The organism is Curtobacterium sp. MCPF17_011 (assembly GCF_003234145.1).
Lineage (GTDB): Bacteria > Actinomycetota > Actinomycetes > Actinomycetales > Microbacteriaceae > Curtobacterium.
Map to the genome: position 1 here is coordinate 108,560 of NZ_QKSK01000006.1, position 25,871 is coordinate 134,430.

25 protein-coding genes and 2 pseudogenes are annotated in these 25,871 nt (G+C 71.6%); 18 read left to right on the plus strand and 9 right to left on the minus strand.

The window, feature by feature from the left end; all coding sequences use genetic code 11:
* Nucleotides 1-6: 6 nt before the first annotated feature.
* The 3 genes and pseudogenes from DEJ25_RS17020 to DEJ25_RS09305 form a co-directional block, all read right to left on the minus strand.
* Complete coding sequence (locus DEJ25_RS17020; RefSeq protein ID WP_258366462.1) at nt 7-285, minus strand: hypothetical protein; 279 nt, start codon at nt 283-285, stop codon at nt 7-9.
* Nucleotides 286-592: 307 nt separating this feature from the next.
* Nucleotides 593-994 (minus strand): annotated as a pseudogene (locus tag DEJ25_RS17230) (signal peptidase I); the annotation flags it as partial.
* A gap of 42 nt (nt 995-1,036) precedes the next feature.
* On the minus strand, nt 1,037-1,639 hold the full coding sequence (locus DEJ25_RS09305; protein ID WP_110904799.1) for a hypothetical protein: 603 nt from the start codon (nt 1,637-1,639) through the stop codon (nt 1,037-1,039).
* Between the two features lie 115 nt (nt 1,640-1,754).
* Here DEJ25_RS09305 and DEJ25_RS09310 point away from each other — a divergent pair, with 115 nt between their 5' ends.
* Genes DEJ25_RS09310 through DEJ25_RS09320 form a run of 3 tightly spaced genes read left to right on the plus strand, consistent with a single transcriptional unit; the run spans nt 1,755 to nt 3,375 of the window.
* Nucleotides 1,755-2,237: a MarR family winged helix-turn-helix transcriptional regulator gene (locus DEJ25_RS09310; protein ID WP_258366325.1), complete on the plus strand. Its 483-nt coding sequence runs from the start codon at nt 1,755-1,757 to the stop codon at nt 2,235-2,237.
* A gap of 44 nt (nt 2,238-2,281) precedes the next feature.
* Nucleotides 2,282-2,947: a pentapeptide repeat-containing protein gene (locus tag DEJ25_RS09315; protein WP_111044505.1), complete on the plus strand. Its 666-nt coding sequence runs from the start codon at nt 2,282-2,284 to the stop codon at nt 2,945-2,947.
* On the plus strand, nt 2,944-3,375 hold the full coding sequence (locus DEJ25_RS09320) for a DUF6314 family protein (protein ID WP_111044506.1): 432 nt from the start codon (nt 2,944-2,946) through the stop codon (nt 3,373-3,375). The genes DEJ25_RS09315 and DEJ25_RS09320 overlap by 4 nt, the downstream gene beginning before the upstream one ends.
* A gap of 3 nt (nt 3,376-3,378) precedes the next feature.
* Here the strand turns inward: DEJ25_RS09320 and DEJ25_RS09325 are convergent, their stop codons facing one another.
* A complete protein-coding gene (locus DEJ25_RS09325) occupies nt 3,379-4,362 on the minus strand; it encodes an NAD(P)/FAD-dependent oxidoreductase (protein ID WP_111044507.1) in 984 nt (327 codons plus the stop codon).
* 67 nt (nt 4,363-4,429) lie between these two features.
* Here DEJ25_RS09325 and DEJ25_RS09330 point away from each other — a divergent pair, with 67 nt between their 5' ends.
* The gene (locus tag DEJ25_RS09330; protein WP_111044508.1) at nt 4,430-5,047 is read left to right on the plus strand and encodes a helix-turn-helix domain-containing protein; all 618 of its coding nucleotides are present in this window, start codon (nt 4,430-4,432) and stop codon (nt 5,045-5,047) included.
* 99 nt (nt 5,048-5,146) lie between these two features.
* Here the strand turns inward: DEJ25_RS09330 and xylB are convergent, their stop codons facing one another.
* From xylB to DEJ25_RS09345, 3 genes are all read right to left on the minus strand, one after another.
* A complete protein-coding gene (xylB, locus tag DEJ25_RS09335) occupies nt 5,147-6,655 on the minus strand; it encodes a xylulokinase (RefSeq protein WP_111044509.1) in 1,509 nt (502 codons plus the stop codon).
* Nucleotides 6,648-7,841 (minus strand): xylose isomerase, encoded by a 1,194-nt coding sequence (gene xylA, locus DEJ25_RS09340; RefSeq protein WP_111044510.1) that lies wholly within the window; start codon nt 7,839-7,841, stop codon nt 6,648-6,650. Before xylA ends, xylB begins: the two co-directional genes overlap by 8 nt.
* A 128-nt stretch (nt 7,842-7,969) precedes the next feature.
* Nucleotides 7,970-8,689, minus strand: a complete 720-nt coding sequence (locus DEJ25_RS09345; RefSeq protein ID WP_110904806.1) for a TetR/AcrR family transcriptional regulator — start codon at nt 8,687-8,689, stop codon at nt 7,970-7,972.
* A 290-nt stretch (nt 8,690-8,979) separates the two neighbouring features.
* On the opposite strand from DEJ25_RS09345, the gene DEJ25_RS17140 reads away from it, so the two are divergent.
* The 3 genes from DEJ25_RS17140 to DEJ25_RS09360 all read left to right on the plus strand — a co-directional run bounded on the left by DEJ25_RS17140 (nt 8,980) and on the right by DEJ25_RS09360 (nt 13,181).
* Nucleotides 8,980-10,686, plus strand: a complete 1,707-nt coding sequence (locus DEJ25_RS17140; RefSeq protein ID WP_181427394.1) for a GrpB family protein — start codon at nt 8,980-8,982, stop codon at nt 10,684-10,686.
* Between the two features lie 124 nt (nt 10,687-10,810).
* Nucleotides 10,811-12,061, plus strand: coding sequence for a Gfo/Idh/MocA family protein (locus DEJ25_RS09355; RefSeq protein ID WP_110904807.1), 1,251 nt, complete (start codon nt 10,811-10,813; stop codon nt 12,059-12,061).
* A gap of 64 nt (nt 12,062-12,125) precedes the next feature.
* Entirely contained in the window at nt 12,126-13,181 is a 1,056-nt protein-coding gene (locus DEJ25_RS09360) for a LacI family DNA-binding transcriptional regulator (protein ID WP_111044511.1), read from the plus strand.
* A gap of 21 nt (nt 13,182-13,202) precedes the next feature.
* Here the strand turns inward: DEJ25_RS09360 and DEJ25_RS16680 are convergent, their stop codons facing one another.
* Nucleotides 13,203-13,376, minus strand: coding sequence for a hypothetical protein (locus DEJ25_RS16680; protein WP_181421681.1), 174 nt, complete (start codon nt 13,374-13,376; stop codon nt 13,203-13,205).
* Nucleotides 13,377-13,565: 189 nt separating this feature from the next.
* Between DEJ25_RS16680 and DEJ25_RS09365 the strand changes: the two genes are divergently transcribed.
* From DEJ25_RS09365 to DEJ25_RS09390, 6 genes and pseudogenes are all read left to right on the plus strand, one after another.
* Entirely contained in the window at nt 13,566-14,123 is a 558-nt protein-coding gene (locus tag DEJ25_RS09365; protein ID WP_110904854.1) for an RNA polymerase sigma factor, read from the plus strand.
* Nucleotides 14,120-14,713 (plus strand): hypothetical protein, encoded by a 594-nt coding sequence (locus tag DEJ25_RS09370; protein ID WP_146240645.1) that lies wholly within the window; start codon nt 14,120-14,122, stop codon nt 14,711-14,713. Before DEJ25_RS09365 ends, DEJ25_RS09370 begins: the two co-directional genes overlap by 4 nt.
* Nucleotides 14,714-14,721: 8 nt before the next feature.
* Nucleotides 14,722-15,093 carry a hypothetical protein gene (locus DEJ25_RS09375; protein WP_110904811.1) on the plus strand — a complete coding sequence of 124 codons (372 nt, stop codon included), beginning with the start codon at nt 14,722-14,724 and terminating at the stop codon, nt 15,091-15,093.
* Between the two features lie 160 nt (nt 15,094-15,253).
* Entirely contained in the window at nt 15,254-16,447 is a 1,194-nt protein-coding gene (locus tag DEJ25_RS09380; protein WP_111044513.1) for a Gfo/Idh/MocA family protein, read from the plus strand.
* Nucleotides 16,448-16,482: 35 nt separating this feature from the next.
* The gene (locus tag DEJ25_RS09385) at nt 16,483-17,175 is read left to right on the plus strand and encodes a ThuA domain-containing protein (protein WP_110904813.1); all 693 of its coding nucleotides are present in this window, start codon (nt 16,483-16,485) and stop codon (nt 17,173-17,175) included.
* Nucleotides 17,172-18,253, plus strand: a pseudogene (locus DEJ25_RS09390) (Gfo/Idh/MocA family protein). The gene DEJ25_RS09385 and the pseudogene DEJ25_RS09390 overlap by 4 nt, the downstream one beginning before the upstream one ends.
* A gap of 74 nt (nt 18,254-18,327) precedes the next feature.
* On the opposite strand, the gene DEJ25_RS09395 reads toward DEJ25_RS09390, so the two are convergent.
* Nucleotides 18,328-18,813 carry a hypothetical protein gene (locus tag DEJ25_RS09395; RefSeq protein ID WP_111044514.1) on the minus strand — a complete coding sequence of 162 codons (486 nt, stop codon included), beginning with the start codon at nt 18,811-18,813 and terminating at the stop codon, nt 18,328-18,330.
* Between the two features lie 276 nt (nt 18,814-19,089).
* On the opposite strand from DEJ25_RS09395, the gene DEJ25_RS09400 reads away from it, so the two are divergent.
* The 5 genes from DEJ25_RS09400 (at nt 19,090) to yicI (ending at nt 25,797) form a co-directional block, all read left to right on the plus strand.
* Nucleotides 19,090-20,097, plus strand: coding sequence for a LacI family DNA-binding transcriptional regulator (locus DEJ25_RS09400; RefSeq protein WP_181427395.1), 1,008 nt, complete (start codon nt 19,090-19,092; stop codon nt 20,095-20,097).
* Nucleotides 20,098-20,186: 89 nt separating this feature from the next.
* Nucleotides 20,187-21,491, plus strand: coding sequence for an ABC transporter substrate-binding protein (locus tag DEJ25_RS09405; protein WP_110904816.1), 1,305 nt, complete (start codon nt 20,187-20,189; stop codon nt 21,489-21,491).
* 219 nt (nt 21,492-21,710) lie between these two features.
* On the plus strand, nt 21,711-22,613 hold the full coding sequence (locus tag DEJ25_RS09410; RefSeq protein ID WP_110891462.1) for a carbohydrate ABC transporter permease: 903 nt from the start codon (nt 21,711-21,713) through the stop codon (nt 22,611-22,613).
* On the plus strand, nt 22,610-23,533 hold the full coding sequence (locus DEJ25_RS09415; protein WP_110904818.1) for a carbohydrate ABC transporter permease: 924 nt from the start codon (nt 22,610-22,612) through the stop codon (nt 23,531-23,533). The genes DEJ25_RS09410 and DEJ25_RS09415 overlap by 4 nt, the downstream gene beginning before the upstream one ends.
* Complete coding sequence (gene yicI, locus DEJ25_RS09420) at nt 23,533-25,797, plus strand: alpha-xylosidase (protein ID WP_111044516.1); 2,265 nt, start codon at nt 23,533-23,535, stop codon at nt 25,795-25,797. The genes DEJ25_RS09415 and yicI overlap by 1 nt, the downstream gene beginning before the upstream one ends.
* The last annotated feature ends 74 nt before the right edge of the window (nt 25,798-25,871 follow it).

The following is a 25,871-nucleotide window of genomic DNA, read 5'->3' on the forward strand; positions in this document are numbered from 1 at the left end:
GTGCGGTCAGCGGGCGCAGGAGGTGCGGCCGAGTCCGAACAGGCGGATCGTGGTGATCCGCACGGTGGACGACGACGTGGCCGTCCACGTGTCGGTGAGGTCGGTGCGCACGCTGATGGTCGAAGTCTTCCAGACGAAGAAGTCCGATGCGCCGAGCGTGACGTCCCGCGCGCGGGCCGCGGTGCTGATCCCGCTCGCGGCCCCGTCGACCAGGACCGTGAAGCGTTCGGGTGCGACCCCGGAGTAGGCCCACCCCACGTCGACCGCGGCGTTGCCGACGTTCACGCAGGTGAGCCCGGTCACCGGGGTGGCGACCGCGGTGGTGATCGAGCTGGTCCCGGTGGTCGTGGCCGCTGCGAAGGCCACTGCCGCTGCGGGTGCGGGCAGCGCGACCCCGACGACGGCGCACACCGTCGCCGCGACCACGACGGTCCGGGCGCGGACGTGCGGCGCGGTGACGGCCGTGGCGCGGGAGCCGGTCGGTCGGGGAGTCGGTACGGGTGCGCACGGCGGGCACCACGGCGAACCCGGCGAGCACGACGATGCCGGCGGCCAGTGCGACGAGGGGCACGGTCCGGTGCTCCGCGGCCCAGACGACCGGGAGCCCGACGAGCGGGACACGCAGGTACCCGACCCCGACGACCGAGGACCGCGCGACGGCGGTCGAGTCCGGCTCCGGGTTGGCGTCGCCCTTGGTGACGAGGTCGCCGTGGGCGTCCACGTCCTGGAGCCGGTGCAGGCGCAGCACCCCGGCGTGGTCTGGGTCCGGGAAGAGCAGCACCTGACCCGCTCGGACGTCGTGGGCCGGGACCGGCTTGCTCACGACGACGTCACCGGGCAGGAGGGTGGGTTGCATGGAGCCCGTCATCACGGTGGTGGTGTGCCATCCGAGTGCGAGCGGAGCGATGCCCCAGAACACGACGCCGACGAGCGCGGCGATGACGCCACGAGCGGCGAGCACGACCGTGAACCGGAGCCATGACGACGAGCGCATCCCGATCCTCCTGTCCGGTGGGCGTGCGGTGGTGGGCGGGGACTAGAGGTTCTGGGCTTCCCAGGTGAAGCCGAGGCTGGCGGTGGCGCCCATCAGCGTCGCCGGCGCGTCGGGGGAGACGGTGTAGGTGATCTGGAAGGTCCGCGTCTCGGGCTTGGTGCCCGCGGTCTTCCAGGTGCCGAGACCGGACGCGTAGTCCTTCCGGGTCGACGCGAAGGTCGCGAGCGACCCGTCGTAGAGGGTGCCGTCGGTGCCCGTCGCCGCGGTGAACCCGTCGCAGGTGCCGTAGCCGCCGCCGGTGCCCTGCTTGACCTGCAGGGTCACGGACGAGGCCAGGGCCTTGGTCTGGGTGACGTCCTTCGCGTACATGCGGACGGCGCTCGGCAGGCTGCCGCTCGAGGTCACCGCGATGCAGTTCGTGCCGGTGGACCCGGGCTTGAGGTTCGACGCGGAGAACAACGCGCCGTTCGAGGCGTCGTTCGTCAGCGCGACCGTGCCCATCGACCAGTTGTCGGCACCGTCGGACGAGGTCGCCGAGAAGGCCGAGTAGCTCGCCGTGGAGACGGCCACACCGGCGGCGAGCAGCGCGGCGGGGATCACGGCGAGGGTGCCGAGGCGAGCGAGGGTGCGGGTAGGGCGACGCATTTCCGGGTTCCATCCTGATCATGTCACCTCGATTTTCGAGGCATCTGCGACTGTACGCCTCGATTTTCGAGTTTGTCAATCTCCGTGATGAACGGATGTCGACTAGGGTCGCCTTGTGACCGCACCTCCTCGGCGCCCCTCGACCGCCGACTTCGACCGTCTCCTCGACGAGGCCGTGGCGACCCTCTACGGCGCACAGGTCGAGCACGCGCACCTCATGCAGCACCTCGCCGTCCGGCACGGCCTGAACCCGGTCGACCTCCGCGCGCTGCAGTTCCTCGGAGCGGTCGACGACGACCGCACGCCGAAGGAGCTCGGCGGGTACCTCGAGATGGGGACCGGGGCTGTGACCGCGCTCCTCGACCGGCTCACCCGGCAGGGACTTCTCGACCGCGTCCGGAACCCCGATGACCGACGCAGCGTCCGCATCGAGCTCACGCTCGACGCGGTCGCGGTCCTCGGTTCCGTGCGGGCCGCCTACCGCGGGGTGCTCGAGAGCGCGGTGGCACCCGAGTCCTTCGAACTGTTCATCGACTTCACCGGTCGGATGGCCGACGCCCTGCGTGCAGCCGCACGCTCGGACGAGCCCGAAGACTGACGGGCCCGTCGGCGGTGGCCTGCCGTCCGCGGCAGACTGGGCGCATGGCACGGAAGACCGGCGTCACGGCGCCCCGCATCACCCTCACTGGACCGACGGACCTCGAGGACTGGACGCCCGGGCCCAGCGACGTCCTGACCGGCGACCGCATCGAGGGCAAGCGCATCGGCGTCCTCGACCTGTCCGGTGAACGGCTGTCCGACCTGGAGGTCGAGGAGTGCGTCATCGAGACCCTCCGTGCCGGTGACGCGGAGCTGCGCGGCTTCCGGATCCGGGACAGCGTCGTCGAGGTCCTCGACGCCCCCGCGCTCCGTGCCGTCAGCAGCTCCTGGCGGGAGGTCCGGATCGCGGGCGGCCGTGTCGGCTCGGCTGAACTGCACGACAGCTCGTTGGCCAGCGTCGAGTTCGTCGGCATGAAGCTCGGATTCGTCAACCTCCGCGCCTCGACGCTGACCGACGTGGTCTTCCGCGACTGCGTCGTCGACGAGATCGACATCGCCGACGCCCGACTGCTGCGGGTCTCGTTCCCGGGCAGCACCGTCCGCGAGTTCGCGGGCACGAACACCCGCATCGAGGACGTCGACCTGCGCGGCGCCGACCTCGACCGACTCGAGCGACTGGACGGCATGCGCGGCGCGACGATCGGCGGCGAGCAGTTGTTCACGCTCGCTCCGCTGCTGGCCGCCCAGGCCGGCTACCGGGTCGAGTGACGGACGCACTCACGCCCACCGACCTGCTCGGCCGGTGGGCGCTCGGGCGGAGGGTGCACGAGCGGCTCGCCGACCTGCGCGGCACCGTCACCGGCACGACCGAGCTCACCGCGGTCGACGACGACACGGTGCGCTGGCACGAGACCGGCACGATGGTCCTCGGTGACCGCACGACCCCGGTGTGGCGGACGCTGACGGTCCGCCGCGGCCCGGACGGCTGCGGTCCGGACGGCCCGTGGCGGGTGTTCTTCGCCGACGGCCGTCCGTTCCACGACTGGGTGTGGGGCTCGCAGGTCGAGCACGCCTGCGCCCCCGACGACTACACGGGCCTGCTCGCCGGGACGACCGACCGGTGGAGCGTCCGCTGGCACGCGCGCGGGCCGGCGAAGGACCTGCTCCTCGAGAGCACGCTCACCCCGCTGCGCTGAGCATCAGCGTGCCGTGCCGGTACCGGTACCGGCACTGATTGCTGCCGCGACGTCCGCCCGCAGCAGGTCGCCGTGCACCATGGCCCCGGTCTGTGACCCCGCCGCGGCCGAGGCGACCACCGTGAGCATCGCGTTCGCCGCGTTGCCGGCGGCGAAGACGCCGGGGACCTCGGTCTGCCCGGCCCCGTCGACCGCGAGCACCCGGCCGAACAGCACGCCGTTGGCCTCCTGGTCGACCGGCGTCAGCCCGAGTCCCGCGGCCCACTCGACCCGGGCCTCGACCCGGCTCGCTGCGGCCAGGGCATCGAGTTCGACGACGGTCCCGTCCGCCAGCTCGACCCCGGACAGTGCGTCCCCCTCGGAGAGCACGCGGACGACCGGGGTCCGCACCACCCGGATGCCACGAGCGGCGAAGCCGGCCAGGACGGTGTCGTCGAGCAGGTCGGGATCCGTCACGAAGGCCGTGACGTCGTCGCTCAGCGCCCGGAACATCTGCACCTGATGTGCACCGGCGGCGGTCGTGACGAGGACCCCGATCCGTCGGTCGCGGACCTCCCACCCGTGGCAGAACGGGCAGTGCACGACTCCGCGGCCCCACTGCTCCGCGAGGCCGGGGACGTCGGGCAGCACGTCGACCGCACCGCCGGCCACGACCACGCGGCGGGCAGTGACGACCTCGCCGGAGTCCAGGGTGAGCCGGAACCCCAGCGGGTCGTCGTCGGTGACGGGCGTGGCGGACGCGGCCACGACCCTCCCGTCCGTGACGGTGACTCCGTAGCGGGCAACTTCCTGTCGGCCGATGCGGACGAGGTCGCGGGGTGCGGTGCCCTCCTGCCCCAGCAGGTTGTGGACGCCTTCGGCAGGGGCGTTGCGGGGTTCACCCGCATCGACGACCAGGACGGAGCGGCGCGAGCGCCCCAGGATGAGTGCAGCAGACAGGCCGGCGGGGCCGCCGCCGACCACGATGACGTCGAAGTGTTCAGACATGCGGCGATCTTCGGTCGCCCGGGATCGAAGCGGCAAGTGCTGTTGCCGTTGTGGCAAGATCGGCGGCATGACATCCGATCGGGAGGCGCGCCCCACCGAACCGACGACGGCTGACGTCGTCGATGCGGTCGGCCCGCGACTCCGGGCGCTCCGCACCCGGCAGGACGTCACGCTCGCAGCACTCGCGGAGCGGACCGGCATCTCGGTGAGCACCCTGTCGCGGCTGGAGTCCGGACAGCGGAAGCCCACCCTGGAACTGCTGCTGCCGTTGGCGCGGGCGTACCAGGTGCCGCTCGACGACCTGGTCGGGGCGCCGCCGACCGGGGACCCGCGGGTGCACCTCAAGCCCGAGCGACACGGTCGCCGTGTCGTGATCCCGCTGACGAAGCGGTCCGGGGGAGTGCGGTCGTTCAAGCAGCTCATCGAGCCGAACGACCACGGCTCGGACACGACATTGAAGACCCACGAGGGCTACGAGTGGCTCTACGTGCTGTCCGGCCGACTCCGGCTGGTGCTCGGCGACGAGGTGTTCGACCTCGGCCCGGGCGAGGTCGCGGAGTTCGACACCCACACCCCCCACTGGGTCGGCAACGTCTCGACGCAGGTGACCGAGGTGCTCTGCCTGTACGGGCCGCAGGGGGAGCGGGCCCACGTGCGGTCGAAGCCCGCGCCGCGGCCGGACTGAGCGGCGGTCGCAAAACGCAACGTCGGCGGCGTCCCGCAACGCGATCGCGTTGCGTCTCGACGCCGACGTTGCGTTTTGCGGTCAGTCGACGCGGTGCGGTCAGCCGACGGCGGCGCGGTACCGCTCGAGCACCTCGGGGTGCGGGTCCGCCGGGATCGACGTCGTCGGGATCGACCAGCCGGGGAGCTCCCCGGTGACGACCCACGCCGCCTGTCGCGCAGCGCCCGCGGCGACGTACTCCCCCGGCTCGGGCACCAGGACCTCGCGGCCGAAGACCTGCGCCGCGACGACGCGGACGGCCTCGTTCTGCGCGGCCCCGCCGATGAGCAGCAGCCGTTCCACGGTGACGCCGGTCCGCTCGACCGCGGCCAGGCCGTCGGCGAGGGCGCAGAGCATGCCCTCCACCGCGGCGCGGGCCAGGTGCGCCCGGTCCGTCGTGCCGGGCGTCATGCCGAGCAGCGAGGCGGTGGCGTCCGGCCGGTTCGGGGTGCGCTCGCCGACGAAGTACGGCACCAGGACGAGCCCGTCGGCACCGGCTGGCGCCTGCAGCGCCAGGCGACCGAGTTCGGCGTGGTCGACGCCCAGCAGGCCGCCGATCACCTCGAGTACCCGTGCCGCGTTGAGCGTCGTGACGATCGGCAGCCGGGAGCCCGTGGCGTCCGCGAAGCCCGCGACCGTGCCCGTCGGGTCCTCGATCGCGGTGTCGGTCACGCCGAACACCGTGCCGCTCGTCCCGAGGGACACCGCGACGTCGCCCGCCGCCAGGCCGAGGCCGAGTGCGGCGCCCGCGTTGTCGCCCGCGCCCGCCGTGACGACGAGCCCGCGGGAGGCACGCGCACCGCCCGGCAGGTCGACGTCCTGCTCGAGCGTGCCCATCGCCTCGGACGGCGCGACCACGCGCGGCACGATCACCGCGTCGCCGTCGTCACCGGTCTCGGCTCCGCGCAGCGGACGGCCCAGGGCGAGTTCGAACAGCTCCGGGTCGTACTCACGGCGTGCCGGGTCCCAGTAGGCGGTGCCGCTGGCGTCCGAACCGTCGGTCGCCAGGGCGTCCAGCTCCGGGCCGAGCGGGCTCTCGTCCGCCGGGCCGTAGCCGCGGAGGCGCCAGGACAGCCAGTCGTGCGGCAGCGCGACGGCGGCCACGCGGGCCGCGTGCTCCGGCTCGGCGTCGCGGAGCCAGCGGAGCTTCGTGGCCGTGAACGATGCCACCGGGACGAGACCCGTGCGGGCGACCCATGCCTCCCGTCCGAGGTCCTCGACCATCTCGGCGGCGGCGGCCGCGCTGCGGACGTCGTTCCACAGCAGCGCCGGGCGGATCACGCGACCGGCGGAGTCGAGCACGACCATGCCGTGCTGCTGGCCGCCGATGCCGATCGCGGCGACGTCGTCGAGCCCGCCGGCGTCGGCGACGGCGACGCCGAGGGCGTCCCACCAGGCGGCCGGGTCGACCTCGGTGCCGTCGGGGTGGGCGGCGCGTCCGGTCCGGACGACCTCGCCGGTGGCGGCCCGGCGGACGACGACCTTGCAGGACTGCGTGGACGAGTCGACCCCGGCGACGAGGAGGTCCTCATCGCCGGGGTCGGTCGCGCTGGAGGCGAGATCAGCCACGAGCGCCCATGAGGTGCTCGATCGCGAGCTGCTGCAGCTTGACGAAGCCGAAGCCCTTGCCGCCGAAGTACGCGTCGGCGTCGAAGTCCTCGTACGCCGAGGTGTCGGCGAGGAACGCGTCGTAGCTCTCGCCCTCGTTCAGCGTCGGCTTGGCGAGCTCGGTGACCTTGGCGCCCTCGAGCGCTGCCTGGACCTCGGGGTCGGCGCGGAAGGCCTGCGCGCGCTCCTTGAGGAGCAGGTACATGCGCATGTTCGCGGCGGCCGAGTCCCAGACGCCCGTGATGTCCTCGGTGCGGGACGGCTTGTAGTCGAAGTGACGGGGGCCGTCGTAGGCGCGGCCACCCTGCGGTGCGCCGTGCTCGAGCAGGTCGACGAGCGAGAACGCGTTCTGCAGGTCGCCGTGACCGAAGACGAGGTCCTGGTCGTACTTGATGCCGCGCTGACCGTTGAGGTCGATGTGGAAGAGCTTGCCCGAGTACAGCGCCTGCGCGATGCCGGCGGTGAAGTTCAGGCCGGCCATCTGCTCGTGGCCGACCTCGGGGTTCACGCCGAAGAGCTCCGGGCGCTCCAGGGTGTCGATGAACGCGATCGCGTGGCCGAGCGTCGGCAGCAGGATGTCGCCGCGGGGCTCGTTCGGCTTCGGCTCGATGGCGAACCTGATGCCGTAGCCCTTGTCGGTGACGTACTGGGCGAGGAGGTTGACGGCCTCGCGGTAGCGCTCGAGCGCGGCCTGGACGTCCTTGGCGGCGTCGTACTCGGCGCCTTCGCGGCCACCCCACATGACGAAGGTCTCGGCACCGAGCTCGGCGGCGAGGTCGACGTTGCGCAGCACCTTGCGGAGGGCGAAACGGCGGACCTCGCGGTCGTTCGAGGTGAAGCCGCCGTCCTTGAAGACCGGGGCGGAGAAGAGGTTCGTGGTCACCATCGGGACGACGAGGCCGGTCGACTCCAGCGCGCCCTTGAGGCGGTCGATCTGGGTCTGCCGCTCGGCGTCGGTCGAGCCGAACGCGAAGAGGTCGTCGTCGTGGAAGGTGAGGCCGTAGGCGCCGAGCTCGTCGAGCTTCTCGACCGCTTCGACCACGTCGAGCTGGGGGCGCGTCGGGCCGCCGAAGGGGTCCGAGCCGTTGTAACCGACGGTCCAGAGACCGAAGGAGAACTTGTCGTCGCGGGTGGGCTGCACTGCCATGGGGGTCTGCCGATCGTCGTCGAGCGGATTTGTTGTCAGCGAGAACATATGCGACGAGGGGGCCGAGCGCAACCCCCGGTCGGGCTGGAGGCCGGGGCCGGGCCCGAGCCGCACCTCCCGTCCGGCGGTCAGATGTCGTAGACCCCGTCGGCGGCCTCCCCGCCGACACCGGCCGCCCAGCCGCGACGGAGCCGTCCGGTCACGTCGCGGAACGCGGCCAGGACGTCGAGACCATCCCGCAGCATGCCCTGGAGCTGCAGTCCCTCGTAGAGCGCGAGCAGCTGGTCGGCCGCGCGCCTCGGATCGATGGTCGCGGGTTCGCGGCCGGCGAGGACGTCCTGTTCGAACAGTCCGCGCACGGTCCGGTGGAACCCGGCGTACTGGTTGCGGTAGAACGGCGCCGCCGGGTTCGCCGCGTCGGCACCGGCCGTCAGCGTGCTCACGAGCAGTCGCATCATCCGCGGGTCCGCCAGGTTCGCCGCGATCAGGCGCTCCAGGAACACGACGGCGCCACCACCACCGGCCGTCGCGAGCAGCGGTGCGATCCGGCCCTCGTGCCACCGCATCACCGCGACCGCGACCAGGCTCTCCCAGGTCGGGAACTGTCGTTGCACCACCTCCTGATCGACGCCGGCGGCTTCGGACACCGCAGCGCTGTCCGGCCGCAGCGTCTCACCGGTCCGGATCAGCTCGATCGTGACCGCGGCGATGTGCGCACGGAGCCGGGCCTGCTCCAGGTGGTCGTCGACAGCGGGGTCGTTGTCGGCTCTGGACTCGGTGTCGGGCGCGATCGCGGTGTCGGCGTCGATCTCGTCGGCGCTTCCGGCGGAGCGGGCATCGGTGGTCATCGCAGCCTCGGTTCGTCGTGAGCCCCCCGGATGGACGGGGCTGTGCACCGGCAGTATCCCGGCGGTGAGGGTCGGTCCGCGCGCCCCAGTCCTCGGGCCACGGGTCCCGGCACCTGCCCCGCACGCGCTCCGGCTGCGCTGCCCGGCGGATGCGGGGCACACCGTCGAGCTGCTCGGCGAGACCGACGTGGTCGCGCAGCCAGCCCGCGCCGGCCTGTCGGTACCGGCACTCCTCCACAGATCCGCCGCGCGGCCTCCAGCGCTCCGATCGGCCCTGGGATACTCGGCACATGTCCATCGACCCCGCGGAACGGTCCGGCTCCCGCCCCACGCTCGAGGCCATCGCGCGCCAGGCGTCGGTGTCCCTGGCCACCGTGTCGAAGGTCCTCAACGGCCGCCCCGGCGTCTCCGAACCCACCCGGGAGCGCGTCGAACGCCTGCTCGCCGGCTCCGGCTACGCCCAGCGCGACACCCCGCCCGGTCCCGGGTCGCTCGTCGAGCTCGTCGTCGAGGACCTGGCCAGCGAGTGGTCGATCGAGATCGTCCGTGGGGTCGAGTCCGTCGCGCGGGAGCACGGGTACGCGCTGTCCCTCTCCGCGCTCGGCCCGGACCACGCCGTCGGCCAGGACTGGATCACCGGCGTCCTGCACCGACGACCCGCGGCGATCGTGCTGCAGTTCTCGGCACTCACCGCTGGCCGTCGGGACCAGCTCCGCGCTCGCGGCATCCCGTTCACGGTCGTCGACCCGGTCGGCGACCCGCCCGCCGACGTCCCCGTCGTCGGTGCGACCAACACCGCCGGGGGAGCGGCTGCGACGCAGCACCTGCTGGACCTCGGGCACGCCCACATCGCGGCGATCGCCGGGCCGATCGACATGGCCTGCGCGGTCGACCGGCTGGCAGGACACCGTGCGGCGCTCGCCGCAGCCGGACTGGAGGCGCGCCGCACCTCCGTCACGCCCGACCCGTCCGGCACACACGGTCCGTCCGTCGTCGTCGCCCGGTTCAGCCGCGAGGACGGCGAACGTGCCGCCCGTGAACTGCTGGCCGCCGTTCCCCGGCCGACGGCGATCGTCACCGGCAACGACCTGCAGGCCCTCGGCGTGCTCGACGCCGCCCGGTCGCTCGGGCTCCGGGTGCCGGGGGACCTGTCCGTCGTCGGGTTCGACGACGTCGCTCCCGCACGATGGGCACGACCCGCGCTGACGACGATCCGGCAGCCCCTGCGGGAGATGGCGGAGCGGGCCACGCGGATGGCGCTGCGGGCCACGCGGATGGCGCTGCGCCAGCACGCCGACGTGGGCACGGACGGGCACGCCAGTGGTGCGCCGGACGAGCCGGTCCGGGTCGAGCTCGCCACGACGCTCGTGGTCCGCGACTCGACGGCCGCACCCGGGGTCGGGGCGGGGGACGAGCCTCCCGTCCGTCGCGACGCGACCGCCGTCGAGCGCCGTGACGTGACCACCGTCGAGATCGTGGGCGGACCCGAGGCGCTGCGTGTCGGACTGCACGAACACGACCCGGCCTGGGGAGTGACGTTCGCGGAGCACCGGGAGCGGATCCTCCGCGCGGTCGCACCGCTCGACGTGCAGGTCGAGCACATCGGGTCGACCTCGGTGCCGGGCCTCGCCGCCAAACCGATCGTCGACCTCGTCGTCGTCGTGCCGGACGTCACCGACGAGTCCGCGTACCTCGGGCCGCTCCTGAGGGCCGGGTACGAGCTGCGGGTGCGTGAGCCCGGCCACCGTCTGGTGCGGACGCCGACGCGAGACGTGCACGTGCACGTCTACGGACGTGGTGCGACGGCGGTCGACGACTACCTGCTGCTCCGCGACCGGCTGCGGACGGACCCGGACGACCGAGCGCTGTACGAGGCGACGAAGCGGGCGCTGCTCAGCGGGACGTGGGACGACATGAACGACTACGCGGACGCGAAGACGCACGTGATCCGTGCGGTGGTGGAACGGGCGCGAGCCGCGGCGGTGTTACCCCAGTGATGCTCGTCGCCGCTCGGCTGGTCAGGGGATCCCATTGACAGTTGACACGAGTAAACCCTCGCCGCACACTTGCTGGACGCTCCGTCGACCCGGCGGCGTGCAACGACGCACAGGAGGACAGCACATGACGTTCACCCTCGGCATGGTCGGTGCCGGCCAGTTCTCGTCCCACTTCGCCGCCCTGTTCCAGCTGCACCCCGGCATCTCGGCCGTGTACGCCACCGACGTCATCGAGGGCCGCGCGCAGCGGCTGGTCGAGGACCTCGGTCTCGCCGGCACGTACGCCGACCTGGACTCGATGCTCGCCGACCCCGCGATCGACGCGGTCGCCGTGTTCACACAGCGCTGGACGCACGGGCCGATCGTCGCCCGCGCGCTGCAGGCCGGCAAGCACGTGTACTCGGCGGTGCCGATGGCCGTGACGCGGGAGGAGATCGCCGAGGTCATCGACCTGGTCAGCGCGACCGGGCTGACCTACATGATGGGCGAGACGAGCCAGTACAACCCGGCGACGGTCTTCGCGCGGCAGAAGGCCGAACAGGGAGCCTTCGGCCGGGTGTTCTACGCCGAGGGCGACTACCTGCACGACATGGACCTCGGGTTCTACGACGCCTACAAGTTCAGTGGTGGTGACGACTGGAAGGCCACCGCCAGCTACCCGCCCATGTGGTACCCGACCCACGCGATCGGTGGCGTCCTCGGTGCTATGCCGCGGCACGCGACGAGCGTCAGCTGCATCGGCGTGCGTGACGACCGGGACGACGGGGTGTTCGACAAGCAGGTCAGCATGTTCGACAACGACTTCTCGAACATGACCGCACTGTTCGAGCTGGACGGCGGGGGCTCGATGCGCATCAACGAGTTCCGTCGTGTCGGCTACCCGTCGCCGATCCGCGAGAGCCGGTTCCGCTGGTTCGGCACCGAGGGCAGCTTCGAGCAGCTCGCCGCGACCTCGGTCTGGCAGGACAAGGACGGCGTGCAGGACGTCTCCGACCTGCTCGCCTCGGAGCCCGCGATCGGCCCCGACGACCCGCTGCTGGCCGACATCGCGCCGTCCCTCCGCGAGGCGTTCAGCTCCGGGCACGCGAAGGTCCACGCGACGGAGGCCGAGCGCCTCCCGGCCGAGTTCGACGTCGCCCCGGACGGACACGAGGGCAGCCACCGCTTCCTGGTCGACGACTTCGTCCGCGCCGTCGACGGCGGCACGTTGCCCACCGTCAACGCCTGGGTCGCGGCCCGGTACACGCTCCCCGGCCTCATCGCGTTCCAGTCCGCGCTGCGGGACGGCGAGCGGCTGCCGATCCCGGATTTCGGGGACGCCCCGGTGCCCGTCGGGTCACCGCTGCCGGTCCGGAGCGAGCTGTCCGGAGCATGACCGGTCGGGCGGTGTGGCCGCGTGTGCGCCGCCCTGGGCCGGCCTCTGTGCGGAGCAGCAGGGCATGACGAACGGCACGTCGGCCCCGCGGAAGGCGACACGACGTGACGTCGCCCGGCTCGCCGGGGTGAGCGACGCCGTCGTCAGCTACACGTTGAACGGCACGGCACCGGTGGCCGCCGCCACGGCGGAGCGGGTGCTGGCCGCCGTCGAACACCTCGGGTACCGACCGAACCAGGCCGCACGCGCCCTCCGCTCCGGCTCCGCGGACACCCTCGCCTTCCTCGTGCCCAGCAGCAGCGACCCCGTCTTCACGAACCCGTTCTTCGGCGAGTACGCGAGCACCCTGGAGGCTGCGGCCCGCGACCGCGGGTACGCCCTGTACACGACGGCCACGTCGTTCCGACCGGACGAGGTGCTCGCCCGGTTCCGCGAGTTCGCCGCGCGCCAGATCGACGGGGTGCTGGTGCTCGCGGGGGACACCGCGCTCGACAGCGTGGCGCTCGACGGCGTGGGGCTGCCGTGGATCTCCCTCAACGTCGCCAGCCGCGAGCGCGGGGTCGCGAGTCTCGGCACCGACCTCCGCGCGGGAGCGGTCGCGGCGACGACGCACCTGCTCGAGCACGGCTACGGATCGGTCGGCTTCGTGGGACAGGACGACCCGACCGAGCCCCGGTACATCGGGTGGCTGCAGGCCTGTGCGGCGGCCGGAGTGCCGGCCGGGCCGTTCGTGGCGGCCGAGGTCACCCGTCCGGGCGGTCGGGCCGCCGGACACCGCATCGCCGACGACCGGGCCCGCGTCGGCACCGGTGCGCACGACGGGGGCCACCGACCACGTGCCCTCTTCGTCGCGTCCGACCGGACCGCGGTCGGGGTGCTGCGGGCCTTCCACGAGCGCGGCATCCGGGTGCCGCAGGACGTCGCGATCGCGTCCTTCGACGGCTCGTCGGAAGCCGAGTACGCCTGGCCGGGCCTGACGACCTTCCGGCAGCCGGTCGACGAGATGGCGCGGAGCGCGGTCACGCGTCTGCTGGCGACCGACCGCGACCACGCGCACGAACTGTTCCCCGGCGAACTCGTCCTCCGACGCTCGTGCGGATGTCCGGACGACACGGTCTGAGGCCGCGCCGAGAAGCGGGCGTCAGAGGAAGCCGAGGTCGCGGCCGTCCAGGGCGTCGTTCCAGGTGGTCCGACCCTGGGGCTCCTCGGCGACGTGCAGTCCGCCGTGCCCCTGCGGGAGCCCGCAGTGCCAGCTGTCGAAACGGCTCGGGCAGCGCTCGTCACGGTCCGGTCCCGCGCGTCCGACAGGTTTCACGGAGCGGGGATCGGTAGTCGGTCGGTCGTGCATCGTCTGCTTCCTGTCGCGAGGTCCCCCTTCTTGGACGGACCGACCGGGCATTCCGTCACGAATCCGATCCGTGCGGGCGAGTCCGGGGACGACGGAGCATGCTCGGATGCGGCCGTCGACCGGACGGACGAACCCCTGGACCGGCGGAAGGTGAGGATGCGCGACGACGACCCGCTCGGCCGCGCCGAGGACTCGACGCTCGTCGTCCGCGCCGTGGACGGCGACGTACCGGCCTTCGCCGTCCTCGCCCGTCGTCACGGTCCGCTGATGCGCGTCTACGCCGAACAGATGCTCGGATCGAACGTCGAGTCCGACGACGTCGTGCAGGAGTCGTTCCTCACTGGATGGCGTCGGTTGTCGGACCTCGACACCCCCGCCCGCTTCCGGCCGTGGATGATGCAGATCGTCACCCGGAAGGCGATCGACCGCCTCCGCCGACGCCGGCACCACGACGACGTCGACGAGATCGAACCTCCCGCAGACCCGGCTCAGAGCCCGGAGCGTATCGTCGAGGCGCGGCTGCAGCTCGACGCGATGTGGGCTGCGTTGGACCGGCTCCCTGCCGACCAGCGACGCTGCTGGCTGTTGCGGGAGACGGCCGGGTACAGCTACCAGGAGATCAGCGAGGCGCTCGAGCTGCCCGTCTCGACGGTCCGAGGGCTCCTCGCTCGGGCACGGCAGTTCCTGCTCCGGGAGATGGAGGCGTGGCGATGAGCGACGACGACCAGACCCTGCCTGCCGACGTCCTGCCCGACGCCGACCTCGACGGCCACACCTTCGACGAGCTCGCGGAGTACCTGGACCGCGGGCGGACCCCCCAGGACCCGGACATCGAGTCGTCCGCCGCCTGCCGTCTCGCCCTGTCGAACATGCAGCGCCTCCGCGAGCTCTCGGTCGACGCCATGCAGCGTCGTGCCGACGCCGACCCCGACCGCGAGAACGCCTGGATCGACGGCCTGCTCACCACGATCCGGGCGGAGATCACGTCCGGACGGGACGTCCCCGTCAGCCACCCGGACCCGCGGCTGCGGCTCGTGCTGACCGAGGCCGCGGTCCGCAACCTCATCCGCCGCGCCGGTGACACCACCGGCGGGATCGTGATGGGACGGTGCACCTTGACCGGTGACGTCTCGACCCCGGGCACGCCGATCACCGTCGACCTGACCGCGGCCATCGCCTACGGCCAGGTCGCCGAGCAGACCGCCGACCGCCTCCGACGTCGTTTGGCCGACGTGCTCACCCGTCACACCGAACTCGTCATCGAGCAGATCGACGTCCGTTTCGACGACGTCTACGTCCCCTAGGAGCACCCGTGGCAGACGACCAGGAGCTGTCCCGCCGCTTGACCGACGTCGCGCGTGCGACCGACGGCGTGAGCCACGTGTTCCCGGCGAAGTCGATCGTGCGGGTCGCGGCGGACGCGGTCGCGGCGCAGCTCGAACTCCGTCAGCCGGGGACCATGGTGGACGTCCACCGCGGCGGTGGGGCCGTCCGGATCGCCGCGGAGGTCGCGGTCGACGGTGCTCGACCCGCGACGGAGACCGTGCGCGAGGTCGGTGAACGCATCCGCTCCGTCGTGGACGCCGAGCCCGGCCCCCGCCCCGACACCATCACGGTGGTGGTCCGGCTGGTCGACGACACCGTCGGGCTCACCGCGGACGACGTCGCGGCCGGTACGGTCTGACCCGACGCCCCAGGTCGGCGACCGACCCGACGGCAGCTGACCCGGCCACGCGCAGGCGCGAGACGGCCACGAAAGTTTTCCGGTCCTCCCGTCCGGCTTGTCCCGGCCACCCGCCCGTCCGTAGCGTCGACCGCAGACGCACGATGCGAGGGAGCATGCGATGACGGAGGACCGGTTGCGGGTCGCGATGATCGGCCACGGCTTCATGGGAGCCGCCCACTCGCAGGCCTGGCGGGTGGCACCGCGCTTCTTCCCGCTCGACCGGGAGCCCGAGATGACCGTCGTCGTCGGCCGCGACCTCGAGCGCACCGAGGCGGCCCGCGACCGCTTCGGCTGGCAACGCGCCGAGACCGACTGGCGTCGAGTCGTCGACGACCCCGACATCGACGTCGTCGACGTCTGCTCGCCGGGGTCCTCCCACGTCGAGGTCGCGATCGCCGCCCTGGAGGCCGGCAAGCACGTCCTCTGCGAGAAGCCGCTCGCCAACACCGTCGCCGAGGCGGAGGCCATGGTCGCCGCCGCTTCGTCGGCCGCGACGCGCGGGGTGCGCTCGATGGTGGGCTTCAGCTACCGGCGCGTCCCCGCCCTCGCGTTCGCCCGGCAGCTCGTGCAGGCCGGCCGGATCGGCGAGGTCCGCCACGCTCGTGCGCTGTACCTGCAGGACTGGCTCACCGACGCTACCGGTCCGATGACGTGGCGGCTGGACGCGTCCCTCGCCGGGTCCGGCTCGCTCGGCGACATCGGCGCGCACGCCGTGGACCTCGTCGAGCACATCACGGGCGCGACGCTCGGCTCCGTGAGTGGCACGCTCGAGACGTTCGTGCACGAGCGCCCGTTGTTGGCCGACGGCGTCGGCCTGTCCGGCACGGCCTCGGAGGAGCGCGGCCGGGTCACCGTCGACGACGCGGCGTGGTTCCTGGGGCGACTGACGGGAGGCGCGGCCCGGCCGGGCGGGACCGTCGCCTCGTTCGAGGCCACCCGGTACGCGACCGGGCGGAAGAACGGTCTGACCATCGAGATCAGCGGGTCCACCGGAGCGATCGCCTTCGACCTGGAGGCCATGAACGAACTGCGCGTGTACGACCAGGCCGCTCCGGCGGGGGAGCAGGGGTTCCGCCGGGTGCTCGTCACCGAACCGGAGCACCCGTACATGGCGCACTGGTGGCCGACCGGGCACACGATCGGCTACGAGCACACGTTCGTCCACGAGGTCGTCGACTTCGTCACCGCGATCACCTCCGGACAGCAGCCCGAGCCGTCCTTCGCCGTGGGGTTGCACGTGCAGGACGTCCTGGACGCCGTGCAGCGGAGCGCCGCCGACGGCAGTGCCTGGACGACCATCCCCGCGCGATGACCACTCCCTCCCCCGATCTCTCAGGAGCAGCACCCATGCAACGCCAGGCACTCGTCGTCCGCGGCGGTTGGGACGGGCACATGCCCGTCGAGACCACCGAGCTGTTCATCCCGTTCCTCCGCGACAACGGCTTCGACGTCCGTGTCGAGGAGAGCACCGCCGTCTACGCCGACCAGGCCGTGATGGACACGGTCGACCTCGTGGTGCAGGTCAACACGATGTCGACCATCGCGAAGGAGGAGTTCGACGGCCTGCAGCGCGCCGTCCTCGCCGGCACCGGCATGGCCGGGTGGCACGGCGGCATCGCGGACTCGTACCGGGACAACGCCGACTACCTGCACATGATCGGTGGCCAGTTCGCCCACCACGCGGGCAAGCACCCGTCCGAGCGCGTCGGCGAGCAGTCCGACAACTACATCCCCTACACGGTGCACGTCACGGACCTCGGCCGCGAGCACCCGATCACGCAGGGAATCGACGACTTCGACCTGGTCAGCGAGCAGTACTGGGTGCTCAGCGACGAGTACGACGACGTGCTCGCCACCACCACCCAGGAGGCCCGGAGCTGGGACGCCTGGAACCGCCCGGTGACCTCGCCGGCGATCTGGACCCGGCAGTGGGGCAAGGGGCGGATCTTCGTCTCGGCGCCCGGGCACCGCATCGAGATCGTCGAGTCGCAACCCGTCCGCACGATCATCGAGCGCGGTCTGCTGTGGGCCGCCCGATGAACGCCGCACCCCTCCGCGTCGGCATGGTCGGCGTCGGCAACATCAGCCGGCAGTACCTCGAGCAGTTCCCGTCGCTGCCCGACCTCCGGCTCACCGCGGTCGCCGACCTCGACACCGCCCGGGCTGCGACGGTCGCCGACGAGCAGGGCGTGCACGCCCTCGGGGTCGACGAGCTCCTGCAGTCGGACGAGGTCGACGTCGTGTTGAACCTGACGGTCCCGGCGGCGCACGCCGAGGTGGCACTCCGGGCACTCGCTGCGGGCAAGCACGTCTACGGCGAGAAGCCGCTCGCGCTGAGCACCGCCGAGGCATCTCCGGTGCTCGCCGCCGCCCGGACCGGAGGCCTGCGGGTCGGCAGCGCGCCGGACACCGTGCTCGGCACCGGTGTGCAGACCGCCCGCGCCGCACTCGACGAGGGTCGGATCGGCACGCCCGTCGCGGCCGCGGTGTCGTGGAGCGCGCCCGGCCACGAGCTCTGGCACCCGGCGCCCGGCTTCTACTACCAGCCCGGCGGCGGTCCGCTGCTGGACATGGGCCCGTACTACCTGACCAGCCTCGTCACGTTCTTCGGGTCCGTCGTGCGCGTCAGCGGGAGCACCACCCGGTCGACCCGGGAGCGCACGGTCGCGACCGGGCCGAACGCCGGGCAGGTCCTGCCCGTCGACGTCGACACCCACGTCGTCGCGATCCTGGAGCACGAGGGCGGGGTCGTCTCCACGCTCACGGTGTCGTTCGAGGTGTGGGCGACCGAGGCACCGCTGTTCGAGGTGCACGGCACCGCCGGGTCGCTGTCGGTCGCCGATCCGAACCGGTTCTCCGACCCGACCCGGATCGCGACGCCTGCGGACCGGACGTTCCGGGAACTGCCCGTCCTCGCCGGGTTCCCGACGCTGGACGGGGCGTCGGTCTCGCCGACATGGCGCGGGCGATCGCGTCGGGGGAGTCGCACCGGGCCTCCGGTGACCTGGCGTTCCACGTGCTCGACGTCATGGAGTCCATCGTGACCGCGGGGCGGACGCACGGCGTCGTCGAGGTGGTGAGCCGGGCCTCCCGGCCGGCGGCGGTCCCGCTCGCGTAGCCCGGCGGACGGGCATCGCAGCGGCAGGTCCGGCGCGGTGATCGGTCGGTCGGCGCGAGGGGACCGCGTTCCCGTCAGCCGCCGGACGCCGCCGAGATGGCGACCGGCGACCCGGCCGCGCCGCAGGCCGCCCCGACCGACGCGACGGCGTCCTGCAGCCCGACGTCGTCCGGGTCGAGCGCGAGCGCTGAATCGGTGGCCGGGTGGGCCGTCAGCCACGTCTGCAGTGCGGCGACCGACGTACCGACGTCACCGACGGACGGGAGTCGTTCGTAGACGAAGCGCGCGGCGTCGAGTCGGGACCGGTACGCCTCGTCCCCGAGCTCACCGCGCTGGTGTGCGTCGGCGGCGTTGAACGTGATGGTCTCGACGGCGCTCACCTGCCCGCACACCGCTGCGGCGCTGACGTCGGTGTCGCCCGGCGGCAGCGCCCGGGGCGTCGCGGTGACGGTCACGGTCCTCGTCGGTGCTGGTTCGTCGGCCGTGCACCCGCTGAGCGTCACCACCCCGACGGTGCCGATGACGAGTGCGGTGATGACGTGCGCGCTGCGTGCCCCCATGCGGTCGATCCTGGCAGGGGAACCCGCGTCCGCACCCTCGTCGTCGTCCGGATGATGCCGATCCGTGATGTCCGTCCCGCTTCCCAGCGTGGGCGCGTCGGGTGCCGACGGGAGGTGGGCACATGGCGCGCTCCATTTGTTGGCATCGCCGACAAATGGGTTGCGCGAAGCGCTTCGACGCTGTTAGCGTCGCCGTCGCGAGCTCGTCGAAGCGCTTCACAAGCCCTTCACGAGCCGCCCGACGACAGCGACGAACGAGCACGAGGAGGTGCGCGCATGGTGACGATCCACGAGGTGGCGAAGGCCGCCGGCGTCTCGATCTCGACCGTCTCGTACGCCCTCTCCGGCAAACGCAGCATCTCCGCCACCACCCGGGCGCGCATCGACCGGGCGGTCGCGGACCTGGACTACCGCCCGAACGCCGGTGCCCGGATGCTCGCCGGGGCCCGGACGAACATCCTCGCCCTGTCCGCCCCGATCCGGGAGGACGCGCACCTGCCGACGCACATGCGCTTCGTCACGGCGGTCGTCGAGGCTGCTCGGGCGCACGACGACGACGTCCTCCTGCTCGCCCGCGACGACGAGGTCACCGGCATCCGTCGCGTGGTGGACAGCTCGCTGGTCGACGGGGTGGTCGTGCTCGGCGTCTCCACGGACGACGAGCGGGCCGAGGTCGTGCGCCGTTCCGGTGCCGCGGCCGCGTTCGTCGGCGTCCCGGGTGACACCACGGGCCTGACCTGCATCGACCTGGACTTCGCCGAGGCCGGACGCGAATCCGTCCGGGCGCTCGCCGCCGCCGGGCACCGCAGCATCGGGGTCATCGGGCACCCCGCCACCTACGTCGAGCGGCACACCGGCTTCATCCGCCGGTTCGCCGACGCGTTCGAGGACGAGTGCCGGTCCGCCGGCATCGCGACCCTCGCCCTGTACCCGTCCCTCGACCGCGTCGACCAGCGTGCGGCCGCCGACGAGCTGCTCGCCGGCCTGCCCGACATGACGGCGCTCGTGTTCCACTGCAACGAGCCCGTCGTCGAGGCCGTCCTGGCCCACCTCGTGTCCCGGGGCATCCGTGTCCCCGAGGACGTCTCGGTCGTCGCCGCCTGCGCGAGCTACGACACCGACGCGCTCGAGGTCCCCCTGTCCACCATCCCCCTCCCGCTCGAGGAGATGTGTCGCGGCGCCGTGGAGGGCGCCGTCCGTCAGGTCGACGGTGTCCGTGAACCGGGCGTCACACTCCTCCGACCGCGGTTCATCGACCGCGGGTCCATCCGACCGGTGCACTGACCGGACACGGCTCCACCGGCGTCTTCGGCCGTGCACTGTCGAAGCGCTTCGATACTGCGACACCCCAACAACTACGAGGAAGTAGCGACATGAAGAAGTCACGCCTGCTCGGCGCACTCGCCGGGCTCGCCGCGACCGCCGTCGTCCTGACCGGCTGTTCCGCCGGTGGGAGCGCCGACGACCGCAGCAACGAGGACGGCAAGACGCTGAAGCTCTGGCACTTCGAGTCCGAGGACTCCGCCATGGGCAAGGCCTGGAAGGAGTCCATCAAGGTCTTCGAGAAGGAGACCGGCGCGAAGGTCGAGTTCCAGGAGAAGAGCTTCGAGCAGATCCGGAAGACGGCCAGCCAGTCGCTGAACTCCGACCAGGCGCCGGACCTCATCGAGTACAACAAGGGCAACGCCACCGCCGGCCTGCTCGCCAGCCAGGGCCTGCTCAGCCCGCTCGACGACGCGGTGGAGAAGTACGGCTGGGACGACAAGCTGGCGAAGTCCCTGCAGACCACCGCGCGCTACGACGACAAGGGCGTGATGGGCTCCGGCTCCTGGTACGGCGTGCCGGACTACGGCGAGTACGTGGAGTTCTACTACAACAAGGAGCTCTTCGAGAAGTACGGCGTCGAGGTCCCGAAGACCCAAACCGACCTCGAGAAGGCGATGGCCACGTTCGAGTCGAAGGGCGTCACACCCCTCGCCGAGTCCGCCGCGGAGTACCCGCTCGGCCAGCTCTGGTACCAGCTCGCACTGTCCAAGGCGGACCGCAGCTGGGTCGACGACTACCAGCTGTACAAGAACCCGGTGGACTTCTCCGACGAGCAGATCTCGTACGCCACGAAGACGATCAAGGACTGGACCGACAAGGGCTACATCTCCGGTGACGCCACCGGCATGAAGGCCGAGGACGCGGGCACCGCCTTCATCAGCGGCAAGTACCCGATGTTCTTCTCCGGCTCGTGGTGGTACGGCCGCTTCGGCACCGAGATGCAGCAGGACTGGGGCACCTTCCTGTACCCGGGCGCCGAGATGTCGCCCGGTTCGTCCGGCAACCTCTGGGTCGTCCCGACCAAGGCGAAGAACAAGACGCTCGCCGAGAAGTTCATCGACATCACGCTCCGTCCCGAGATGCAGGCGATCATCGGCAACAACGGTGGTGTCCCGGTCGCGGCGACCGAGTCCGACATCACCGACGAGAAGAGCAAGGAACTCATCGCCAACTTCAACACGCTCACCGAGCGTGACGGTCTGGCGTACTACCCCGACTGGCCCACGTCGACGTTCTACGACCAGCTGAACGCCGGTCTGCAGAGCGTCCTCAACGGCAGCAGCTCGCCGAAGCAGGTCAACGAGGAGCTCGGCCAGCAGTACGCCGACGGCGTGAAGGCCGTCACGGGTTGACCTGACGGTCTCGACCCTCCGGTCACCTGCACCACCCCGGTCGCTGACGCGGCCACCCGGGAGGCGCGTGACGAGTCCGACTCGTCACGCGCCTCCCGGGCCCCTCACCCGCACCACCCCACTCCCCGGAAGGGAAGCCCGACGATGGCGTCCAGTCCTCCTCTCGCGCCGCTCCGCGGCCGCGTGCCCCGCCCCCGCCGCCGCGACGACGGCGTGATCATGCCCGCCTCCGGCCGCGGCAGCTACTGGTTCTACCTGCTCCCCGGCTTCGTGCTGCTGGCGGCGATCATCCTCGTGCCGCTCGGGTGGAACGTGTACCTGTCGTTCACGAACTACCGCGGGATCCTGCCGCCGCAGTTCACCGGGCTCGACAACTGGCGCCGGCTGATGGCCGACGGGCAGTTCTGGATCTCGTTCCGGAACAGCATCGTGATGATCCTGGCGATGGTGATCGTCCCCACCAGCCTGGGGCTCGTCCTCGCCGCCGCGCTGTTCGACGTGATCGGCAAGAAGTTCGGCGGCAAGCTCGCCAGCTTCCTCCGCGCCACCTACTACCTGCCGCAGATCCTGCCGGCCGTCATCGCGGCGATCGTCATCGGGTGGATCCTGCGCCCGGAGAACGGTGCGCTCAACGCGGTGCTCGGCGCGGTCGGACTCGACGGTCTGCAGCACAACTGGCTCGGCAGCCCGGACACCGCGCTGCTCTCGGTCGCGGTCGTGCTCGTGTGGGTGCAGATCGGCTACCCGGTCGTCGTCTTCATGGCGGCCCTGCAGCGCGTCGACCCGGAGCTCTACGAAGCCGCCGAACTCGACGGTGCGAACTGGTTCCAGCGGTTCCGCTCGATCACCGTGCACATCATCCGGCCCGAGATCTTCGTCGTCGTGCTCACCTGCACGATCGCGGCGCTCAAGGTGTTCGGGCCCGTCTACGCCCTGACGGGCGGCGGCCCCGGCAACGCCACGATCGTGCCGAGCTACTACTCGTACAGCCAGTTCTTCCAGGCGCAGCAGGTCGGGTACGGCGCCACCATCGCCACCGCCCTGACGGTCGTCATCGTGATCGTGGCCATCGGGTTCATCGCCGCCCAGAACCGGGCCGAACGCAAGGAGGAGGCACGATGACCGTGTCCGCACCCAGCACCAGGGCGACCGTCACGGCGGACGCGGGCCGGGCCTCCCGCCCGACGGCGAAGCCGCGCAAGCGACCGGGCGAAGGCGGGGTCAAGCGGCCCTCCGACTGGGTCGTCCTCGCCGGCGGGATCGTCATCGCGGTGCTCATCGCCGCGCCGTTCCTGCTCATCCTGCTCAACTCGTTCAAGACGCCGGCGGACTACGCGGCCGGCGGTCCGCTCGCCTGGCCGACGCAGTTGTCCTTCGACGGCATCACGACGTTCTGGAACCGGGTCGACTTCCCGCTGAAACTCTGGAACAGCGTCTTCATCAGCGGCATGGTGGCGCTGCTCGCGGTGCTCATCTCGATCCTCAACGCGTTCGCGATCGGCATCGGCCGGGTCCGCTACCGCACCTGGATCGTGGTGCTGTTCATGCTCGCGAACATGCTGCCGCAGGAGGTGCTGCTCTACCCGCTCTACATGATGTTCAAGGGCATCGGACTGTACGACAACGTGTGGAGCGTGATCATCGTCTTCACGGTGATCCAGTCCGCGTTCGGCACGTACCTGCTCTCGAGCGTCTACGGGACCTTCCCGAAGGAGATCCTCGAGGCCGCCGCGCTCGACGGCGCCGGTCGTTGGCGTGTGCTCTGGCGGGTCATCGTCCCGATCAGCCGCCCGACCCTGTCCGTCCTGCTCATCTTCTTCTTCATCTGGACGTGGAACGAGTTCCTCATCCCCCTGACCTTCCTGGTCAGCAACGACAACCAGACGGTTCCGGTCGCGATCTCCCTGCTGCAGGGCGACCGGCTGATGGACGTCACCACCACGAGCGCGTCGGCCCTGCTCGGCCTCATCCCGACGCTCGTGTTCTTCCTCATCTTCCAGCGCACCCTCGCGCGCGGCATCACGGCAGGAGCGGTCAAGTAATGAAGTTCACCGACGGGTTCTGGCAGCTCAGGCCCGGAGTCCACCCCGTGTACGCCGCCGAGGCGTACGACATCGACGCACGGCAGTCGCCCGAGGGTGACCGCCTGGTCGTCACGGCGCCGACCAAGGTCATCGCGTCGCGGGGCGACACCCTCAACCGTCCGACCCTCACCGTCTCACTGTCCAGCCCCATGGAGGGCGTGGTCACCGTCCGCGTCGAGCACTTCCGGGCACCGCGTCCGGAGCTCTCCTTCGACCTGGTCGGCCAGGAGGCGGGGCACGGCTCCGCCACGGTCGAGGACGGTGTCGGGACCCTCACCTCCGGAGACCTGTCGGCCGTCGTCACCCGCGGAGCGCCCTGGGACCTGCGGTTCGTGGCGACCGACGCGGACGGCACCGAGCGGGTGCTCACCAACTCCGGGCACAAGTCGCTCGGGTACGTCACCCTCGACCCCGGCGCCGAAGTCTCCCGTGGGGTGGTCGGCAACGCCCGGGTCCAAGGCGCGGACGCACCGGCGTCTGACCGGTTCGTGCACGCGCAGCTCGACCTGGGCGTGGGGGAGCTCGTCTACGGGCTCGGCGAACGCTTCGGGCCGCTCGTCAAGAACGGGCAGACCGTCGACATCTGGAACGCCGACGGTGGCACCTCGAGCGAGCAGTCGTACAAGAACGTGCCGTTCTACCTGACCAACCGCGGGTACGGCGTCCTCGTCGACCACCCCGGGCACGTCTCCTTCGAGGTCGGTTCCGAGACCGTCGAGCGCGTGCAGTTCTCGGTGCCGGGGGAGTCCCTGGTGTTCCACGTCATCGGCGGCGGCAGCCCGTCAGCCGTCCTGGAGCGGTACACCCAGCTCACCGGTCGTCCGGCGCACGTGCCGGCGTGGTCCTACGGCCTGTGGTTGTCGACCTCGTTCACGACCGACTACGACGAAGCGACCGTGACCTCGTTCGTCGACGAGATGACCGCCCGCCAGCTGCCGGTCTCGGTGTTCCACTTCGACTGCTTCTGGATGCGCGAGTTCACCTGGTGTGACTTCGAGTGGGACCCCCGGGTGTTCCCGGACCCCACCGGCATGCTCGGACGACTGCACGACAAGGACCTGCGGGTCTGCGTGTGGATCAACCCGTACATCGGGCAGGCGTCGGCGCTGTTCGACGAGGCGGTCGAAGGCGGCTACCTCGTCATGAACCCCGACGGCACCGTCTGGCAGTGGGACCTCTGGCAGGCCGGCATGGGGCTCGTCGACTTCACGAACCCGGACGCCACCGCCTGGTACCAGTCGAAACTCCGGGCACTCGTCGAGCAGGGCGTCGACTGCTTCAAGACCGACTTCGGCGAGCGCATCCCCCTCGACGTGGTCTACGCCGACGGCAGCGACCCCGAGCGGATGCACAACTGGTACACCCAGCTGTACAACCAGGCCGTGTTCGAGGTGCTGCAGGAGACCAAGGGCCAGGGCGACGCGGTCGTGTTCGCCCGCTCCGCCACCGCCGGCGGCCAGCAGATGCCGGTGCACTGGGGCGGGGACAACACCTCGTCGTTCCCGTCGATGGCGGAGACCCTGCGCGGCGGCCTGTCCCTGGCGCTGTCCGGCTTCGGCTTCTGGTCGCACGACATCGGCGGTTTCGAAGGCACCCCCGACCCGGCCGTGTTCAAGCGCTGGGTGCAGTTCGGGCTGCTCTCGTCGCACAGCCGGTTCCACGGCAGCAGCTCCTACCGGGTGCCATGGGCGTTCGACGAGGAAGCGGTCGACGTCACGCGGGCCTTCACCGAGTTGAAGCTCCGGCTGATGCCGTACCTGTACGCGGCCGGGCTCGAGGCGTCCGCACGGGGCATCCCGGTGATGCGTCCGATGCCGCTGGCGTTCCCGGACGACCCGACCGCCGCGTACTGCGACCGGCAGTACCTGCTCGGACCGGACCTGCTCGTCGCGCCGGTGTTCAGCGCGTCCGGCGACGTCGAGTACTGGCTGCCGGCGGGCTCGTGGACGAACTGGTTCACGGGCGAGGTCGTCACCGGCGGGGTCTGGCGGCGCGAGCGGCACGGCTTCGACACCCTGCCGCTCTGGGTCCGCGAGGGCGCGGTCCTGCCGCTGTCCACCCGCACCGACCGGCCGGACCACGACTACCACGAGGCCCTCGAGCTCCGGGCGTTCCCGGGCGCCGGTGGTGCCAGCAACCGTGACGTGGTGGTGACGTCCCCCGAGGGCCGGGCCGTGACGTACGCGGTCGCGTTCGCCGACGACGGCACGGTCACCGTCTGAGGGGCCGCCACCGATCGCGCTGCGCGACGGTCCTCGTGGCCGCCACCACGAGGACCGTCGCCCAGCACGAGTGC

Excerpts from the sequence above, each read along its gene's own strand:
- DEJ25_RS09305 (WP_110904799.1), bottom strand. The coding sequence starts at position 1,639 with ATGCGTCGCCCTACCCGCACCCTCGCTCGCCTCGGCACCCTCGCCGTG.
- DEJ25_RS09315 (WP_111044505.1), top strand. The coding sequence starts at position 2,282 with ATGGCACGGAAGACCGGCGTCACGGCGCCCCGCATCACCCTCACTGGA.
- DEJ25_RS09325 (WP_111044507.1), bottom strand. The coding sequence starts at position 4,362 with ATGTCTGAACACTTCGACGTCATCGTGGTCGGCGGCGGCCCCGCCGGC.
- DEJ25_RS09330 (WP_111044508.1), top strand. The coding sequence starts at position 4,430 with ATGACATCCGATCGGGAGGCGCGCCCCACCGAACCGACGACGGCTGAC.
- xylA (WP_111044510.1), bottom strand. The coding sequence starts at position 7,841 with ATGGCAGTGCAGCCCACCCGCGACGACAAGTTCTCCTTCGGTCTCTGG.
- DEJ25_RS09345 (WP_110904806.1), bottom strand. The coding sequence starts at position 8,689 with ATGACCACCGATGCCCGCTCCGCCGGAAGCGCCGACGAGATCGACGCC.
- DEJ25_RS17140 (WP_181427394.1), top strand. The coding sequence starts at position 8,980 with ATGTCCATCGACCCCGCGGAACGGTCCGGCTCCCGCCCCACGCTCGAG.
- DEJ25_RS09355 (WP_110904807.1), top strand. The coding sequence starts at position 10,811 with ATGACGTTCACCCTCGGCATGGTCGGTGCCGGCCAGTTCTCGTCCCAC.
- DEJ25_RS09360 (WP_111044511.1), top strand. The coding sequence starts at position 12,126 with ATGACGAACGGCACGTCGGCCCCGCGGAAGGCGACACGACGTGACGTC.
- DEJ25_RS09365 (WP_110904854.1), top strand. The coding sequence starts at position 13,566 with ATGCGCGACGACGACCCGCTCGGCCGCGCCGAGGACTCGACGCTCGTC.
- DEJ25_RS09370 (WP_146240645.1), top strand. The coding sequence starts at position 14,120 with ATGAGCGACGACGACCAGACCCTGCCTGCCGACGTCCTGCCCGACGCC.
- DEJ25_RS09380 (WP_111044513.1), top strand. The coding sequence starts at position 15,254 with ATGACGGAGGACCGGTTGCGGGTCGCGATGATCGGCCACGGCTTCATG.
- DEJ25_RS09385 (WP_110904813.1), top strand. The coding sequence starts at position 16,483 with ATGCAACGCCAGGCACTCGTCGTCCGCGGCGGTTGGGACGGGCACATG.
- DEJ25_RS09395 (WP_111044514.1), bottom strand. The coding sequence starts at position 18,813 with ATGGGGGCACGCAGCGCGCACGTCATCACCGCACTCGTCATCGGCACC.
- DEJ25_RS09400 (WP_181427395.1), top strand. The coding sequence starts at position 19,090 with ATGGTGACGATCCACGAGGTGGCGAAGGCCGCCGGCGTCTCGATCTCG.
- DEJ25_RS09405 (WP_110904816.1), top strand. The coding sequence starts at position 20,187 with ATGAAGAAGTCACGCCTGCTCGGCGCACTCGCCGGGCTCGCCGCGACC.
- DEJ25_RS09410 (WP_110891462.1), top strand. The coding sequence starts at position 21,711 with ATGCCCGCCTCCGGCCGCGGCAGCTACTGGTTCTACCTGCTCCCCGGC.
- DEJ25_RS09415 (WP_110904818.1), top strand. The coding sequence starts at position 22,610 with ATGACCGTGTCCGCACCCAGCACCAGGGCGACCGTCACGGCGGACGCG.
- yicI (WP_111044516.1), top strand. The coding sequence starts at position 23,533 with ATGAAGTTCACCGACGGGTTCTGGCAGCTCAGGCCCGGAGTCCACCCC.